5 protein-coding genes and 1 pseudogene are annotated in these 5,161 nt (G+C 63.8%); 3 read left to right on the top strand and 3 right to left on the bottom strand.

Features of this window, described 5'->3' with window-relative positions:
- The 3 genes from EN964_RS23655 to EN964_RS23645 form a co-directional block, all read right to left on the bottom strand.
- The coding region (locus EN964_RS23655; RefSeq protein ID WP_164775954.1) for a 3-keto-5-aminohexanoate cleavage protein at positions 1 to 633 on the bottom strand (633 nt) is incomplete at its 3' end.
- Between the two features lie 10 nt (positions 634 to 643).
- Positions 644 to 2,023 (bottom strand): aspartate aminotransferase family protein, encoded by a 1,380-nt coding sequence (locus EN964_RS23650; RefSeq protein ID WP_127269877.1) that lies wholly within the window; start codon positions 2,021 to 2,023, stop codon positions 644 to 646.
- A gap of 1 nt (position 2,024) precedes the next feature.
- The gene (locus EN964_RS23645; RefSeq protein ID WP_127269875.1) at positions 2,025 to 3,668 is read right to left on the bottom strand and encodes a N,N-dimethylformamidase beta subunit family domain-containing protein; all 1,644 of its coding nucleotides are present in this window, start codon (positions 3,666 to 3,668) and stop codon (positions 2,025 to 2,027) included.
- Positions 3,669 to 3,823: 155 nt separating this feature from the next.
- Here EN964_RS23645 and EN964_RS23640 point away from each other — a divergent pair, with 155 nt between their 5' ends.
- The 3 genes and pseudogenes from EN964_RS23640 to EN964_RS23630 form a co-directional block, all read left to right on the top strand.
- Positions 3,824 to 4,072, top strand: a complete 249-nt coding sequence (locus EN964_RS23640; protein WP_127269873.1) for a ParB N-terminal domain-containing protein — start codon at positions 3,824 to 3,826, stop codon at positions 4,070 to 4,072.
- Positions 4,073 to 4,445: 373 nt separating this feature from the next.
- Entirely contained in the window at positions 4,446 to 4,931 is a 486-nt protein-coding gene (locus tag EN964_RS23635) for an SRPBCC family protein (RefSeq protein WP_127269871.1), read from the top strand.
- Between the two features lie 43 nt (positions 4,932 to 4,974).
- Positions 4,975 to 5,161 (top strand): annotated as a pseudogene (locus EN964_RS23630) (alpha/beta hydrolase); the annotation flags it as partial.

Here is a 5,161-nt window from a genome sequence, read left to right as displayed (position 1 = left end):
CTCCGGGTCGGCGCCGATGCCACCAAGAATGCCCAGCACGAACTGAATGAACAGCGGCCCCGACACCAGACCCCGGTCGCGGAAATGCGCCAGCGAATAGAGATGGCCGACATCGTAGCATTCGAATTCGAAGCGCGTGCCGCAGCCCTTGCCCAGCCGCTCCAGCACGCCCTCCATGTCGGCGAAGGTGTTCTTGAAGATGGTGTCGCGCGTCGCTTCGAGCAGCTTGGGTTCCCACTCGTGCTGCCATTCCCTTGGCTTGTCGAGCATCGGGAACAGCGCGAAATTCATCGAACCCATGTTGAGCGAGCACATTTCGGGTTCAGCCCGCAAAGGGGCTGCCAGCCGCTGATCGAGCGTCATCAGCGACGAGCCGCCGGTGGTGATGTTGATCACCGCATCGGTCGCCTGTTTGATGCGCGGCAGGAACTGCATGTAGACGTCCGGATCGGCGGTCGGGCGGCCATCCCTCGGGTCGCGGGCGTGCAGATGCAGGATCGACGCGCCGGCTTCGGCCGCCGCGATCGCCTCCGCCGCGATCTGGTCCGGCGTCACCGGCAGATAGGGCGACATTGACGGCGTGTGCACCGAGCCGGTGACGGCGCAGGTTATGATGACTTTTCTAGGCGCCATCTTTGTCGCCTCAGCCTTCGACCGGCAGGTCGAGTTCGGCAGCCAGCAACTCCAGCGAGTCGCCGATGATGGAAACGATCTCGCCGACCTGTTCGCTGGTGACGATCATCGGCGGCGCGACCATGAAATTGTCGCCGTCGACGCCACCCTTGACCCTGCGGCCATAGATGATCAGCCCGCGCTCATAGGCGAGGTCGAGCAGCCGCTGCGTGGCTTTCTTGGTCTGGTCGATCGGCCTCAGCGTCTCTGGATCGGCAACCATCTGGGCGCCGGTGAGCAGGCCCTTGCCGCGCACGTCGGCGATGAACGGAAACCGCTTCGCCAGCCCCTTCAGCCCGTCCATCAGCACATCACCCATGGCGGCCGCATTGGCGATCAGGTCGAGCCGGTCCATTTCACCGAGCACGGCAAGCCCGGCGGCGCAGGCCAGCGGGTTGCCGGCATAGGTGTGGCCGTGCTGGAAGCCGCCGGAGTCAAGCAGCGGCTGCACCAGCCGCATCGGGGCGGCGAGCGCGCCAAGCGGCGCATAGCCCGAACCCAGCCCCTTCGACAGCGCGACGATGTCGGGCTTGCAGTTCCAATGGTCGCCGCCTAGGAATTTGCCGGTGCGGCCGGCGCCGCTCATCACTTCATCGTGGATGAGCAGGATTCCGTAGCGGTCGCAGATCTCGCGGATGCGCGGATAATAGCTGTCCGGCGCGACCATTGCCGCGGTCGCCGCACCGCCGATCGGCTCCATGATGAAAGCGACCACGCTGTCTGGACCTTCCGCAAGAATCTTCTCCTCCAGCATGTCGGCATAGCGGATGCCGCGCTGTTCCATCGAGAGATTGTCGCGGTCGCGCCAGGCATTCGGCGCCGGCACGGTCGGCATAGCCCGCATCATCGGCTCGAACGTTTCGGCCAGCGCATCGTCGCCGGTGACCGAGAGCGAACCCAGCGTGCCGCCATGATAGGAGGGGAAGCGGGTGATCACCTTCCAGCGGCTGGCCTGGCCGGTGGCGACGGCCCATTGCCGCGCCAGCTTGATGCAGGATTCCGTCGCTTCCGAGCCGCCCGAGACGAAGAAGATGCGGTCCATGCCTTCCGGCAGCTTGCCGGCCAGTTCGCGTGCCAGCTCCTCCGCCGGCTCGTTCTCGAAATGCAGCCGATAGGCAAAGGTGGCGCGGTCCATCTGCCGCTTCATGGCATCCAGCACATTGCGGTTGGAGTGGCCGATATTGGCGACCATCGGGCCGCTCGAGCCGTCGATGAAGCGGCGGCCGTCCTGCGTCCACATATAGATGCCCTCGGCGCGGTCGATCAGCGGCCGGCGCAGGCTGGACAGATAGAACAGATGCGAGTCTCGCCGGGCGTCGGTGGCTTGCGCGGCGGTCTGGACTTTCGACATGTCAGGGCTTTCCGAGATAACGATCGAGGACATTTTTGGTGACGCGTTCGACCATCGGGTCCTGTCTTAGCAGGCCGGCGACCCATTCGCAGCTTCCGGCGTGGAACACCTCGCCCTTGCCGCGCGGGAAATTGACGATCATGCCGTTGCCGCGTTTGACCTTTTCCAGATTGGCGTCGCTCGCCTCGCCGAACAGCGTCTCGGCGGTGAAGCGGCCATCCTCGTCGGTGAGGAACTGGTCCTCGATCGGGATATCGGCGCTTTCCTCAACCTGGGATGCCATGCCGACGGCGAGAACCTGCAACCCCTCCGGTGCGCCGCTGGTGGCGGTCGGGTAGGGCAGGCCGCCGAGTATCTCGAAGTCGAGCCCGTCGACCTCATAGCCATAGACATGGCTGTCGGCCCCCAACAGGTCACCATAGTAGATGCCGGTGCCGGCAAAGGCCCAGTGCTCGGGCCGGTAGACCGGAAAACCACGCACGCCGCGCGGCGCGCAGCCGCCCCAACCGGTATAGACCCCGCGCGTCGCGTTGAGCCCGAAGGTCGCTGAACCCGGCCGGCCGATTTCCGGCGCTTCCCAGGAATTGGTGGCGCGGGTGACGTCGCTGCCTGGGAGATAGGCGGGGTCTTCGGCACGCGAGCGATATTTGTAGCAGACCTGCCGGCGGCCCTCGTCCTCGAGCCGCGTCTGCCACATGAAGTTACCGGCAAAGCGCGCCGCATGGCCGCCGCGCTCGACATAGGCGTCGACGGCATCGCGCATTTCCCAGGTCCAGTATTCGTCATGGCCGACGAAGACGGCGCAGTCGTAGCCGTCGAGAATTTCGGGCGAAGAATGGAGATCATGCTGGCTGACGAGATCGACTTGATAGCGGGCTCGCTCGGCAAAGCGGAAGAAATGGCTGTCATAGCTGGCCCAACCCGACGAGGCGTACTTTTTCGAATGGCCTGTGGCGAGCGCCCATTCCATGTGCGGATAGCGCGGGATCGTCTTGGGCGGTACGGCGACTTCCAGCGGCACGCGCGGCGCATCTTTCGGCAGCACGACGAAGCCACGGCACCAGGGGCGCTGTGTCGACACGATGGGCGAGTATTGGTTGCGGTCCGGCCCGGTAATGCCCTGGTAGTGGTTGGAACCGCCCCAGGTGTTGTAGGCCAGCCAGGTGCCCGTCGCCGCCACCTGCAGCACACGGCCGGGTTTACGGCCCGGCTGCGGGCTGACGATAAAAATATGGTGGCATTGGATCGGCTTGCCGTCGCGCCCGTCGGCGGTCAGCGTGACCCGATAGGCGCAGGACGGCCAGTCCGCCCCGACGCGAAATTCGAAGGATGCGTCCCAGCCGCAGCCTTCAGCCGAACACTGGTCGGGTGTGTCCTGCCGGCGTGCCGCGATGCCCGATTTTTCGAACACTTTGGTCTCGCTGCCGCCATCCCGGGTGATTGTCATGCCGAAGTTCGGAGCTGTCGAACTGACATGCAACGCCACCGTTTCGCCGGCGCGATAGGAAAACCGGTCGCTGTAGCACCAGATCTCGCCGCGCTCGCCATCCATCCCCGGCCATTCGTAATAATGGTCACGCACCGCGTGGCGGCGCTGCTCCGGCGTCAGTCCGAAATCGGGGAATTCGGTCGGCAGATGGGTCATGAACACCTGAAAAGGTCGAGGGCCGCCATTTCGGCGATCTGCCGGTCACGCGTCAAATAGAAACGATCGGGCCAGCATTCGCTAGCCGCACCCTTGGCCGCCTCCATCAAACGGACTATCTCAGTGGAGGCGGCGTTTCCGCCACGGGGGTCGGAATGCTCAGAGTGCAAAAGGTCAAGGTCGACGAGATCTACGTGCCGACGGCGCGCAAGAAGACGCTGCATCCCGAGACCGTTCGCCATCTGGCCGAGGACATTTTGGAAAACGGCATGAAGACGCCGATCCAGGTCCGCCATGACGGCAAGCGCCACATCCTCGTCGAAGGCCTGCACCGGCTCGAGGCGGCAAGGTGGCTCGGCGAGACCGAGATCGAGGCTTATCTGGTGCAAGCCAAGCGCCACTGACGCATCGAGTTTCTCGGCGCAGAAGTTTTTATCGAATGCCTTGGCGATTGGCTCGAACCCTGATCGCTTCGTCATCCACGGGCGGAGCAAGGAGCGCAGCGACGCGGCGCAGACCCGAGGATCCATGCCGCGACTCCAACGCGTCACGACGGTGCGGAATTCTTGCTCCGCTGCATTCCTCGACAACGGTCGCGGCATGGATCCTCGGGTCTCCGCGACGGAGCTCCGCTCCTGCTCCGCCCGTGGATGACGAAGGTGGGGAACGCCTTGGGCCCATCGAGACGGTGCCGACATTTTTTCACTGGCCGATGTCGGTTTGCGGTTCATCGGCTCGTCCTTGGGACGGAAGCCAGATCAAACGCAGGACGCCATCATGACCATCAAGCTCGACATCGCCCCCACCAATGACCGTGAACTGGTTCTCGCCCGCATCATCGATGCACCGCGCGAGAACGTCTATCGCTGCTGGACCGACCCGAAACTGATTACGCGCTGGTTCTCGCCAAAGCCGTGGACGACGCCGCGCGCCGAGATGGATGTGCGCACCGGCGGCTCGAGCCTTGTCGTCATGGCTAGCCCGGACGGCAACGAATTCCCCAACCCGGGAGTCTTCCTCGAAGTCGTTCCCGGCAGGAAGATCGTCCTCACCGACGCCTACACAGAGGCTTGGCAGCCTTCGGAAAAGCCGTTCATGACCGTCGCGCTGACCTTCGAGGACGAGGGCAACGGCAAGACCCGCTACATCGCTCGGGTCAGGCACTGGAGCGTCGCCGACCGCGAACAGCATGAGAAGATGGGTTTCCACGAGGGTTGGGGACAGTGCGCCGACCAGCTCGAAGAACTCGCCAAAACGCTTTGATCCGCATGACGCTCTGATACCGGCATGACGAGAGGAGATCGATATGTCCAAAACCCTGTTTTTCGCCATTCTTGCTTCGGTTGCAGCGCTCGTTGGCTGCCCAGGCACCACCAATGCGGAGGAGACAAAACCCGCCATGACGACTGAGACGAACGCACTGCCGAAGCCGGAAAAGTCCGGCCTGCTGCCGATCAACGGCCTGAATTATTATTATGCCATCTATGGCAAGG

This window comes from Mesorhizobium sp. M7A.F.Ca.CA.001.10.2.1 (assembly GCF_003998575.1).
Taxonomy (GTDB): domain Bacteria; phylum Pseudomonadota; class Alphaproteobacteria; order Rhizobiales; family Rhizobiaceae; genus Mesorhizobium.
The sequence above is the reverse complement of the archived record's forward strand: the minus strand, read 5'-3'. Positions and strand labels throughout refer to the sequence as shown.

Excerpts from the sequence above, each read along its gene's own strand:
- EN964_RS23650 (WP_127269877.1), bottom strand. The coding sequence starts at position 2,023 with ATGTCGAAAGTCCAGACCGCCGCGCAAGCCACCGACGCCCGGCGAGAC.
- EN964_RS23645 (WP_127269875.1), bottom strand. The coding sequence starts at position 3,668 with ATGACCCATCTGCCGACCGAATTCCCCGATTTCGGACTGACGCCGGAG.
- EN964_RS23640 (WP_127269873.1), top strand. The coding sequence starts at position 3,824 with ATGCTCAGAGTGCAAAAGGTCAAGGTCGACGAGATCTACGTGCCGACG.
- EN964_RS23635 (WP_127269871.1), top strand. The coding sequence starts at position 4,446 with ATGACCATCAAGCTCGACATCGCCCCCACCAATGACCGTGAACTGGTT.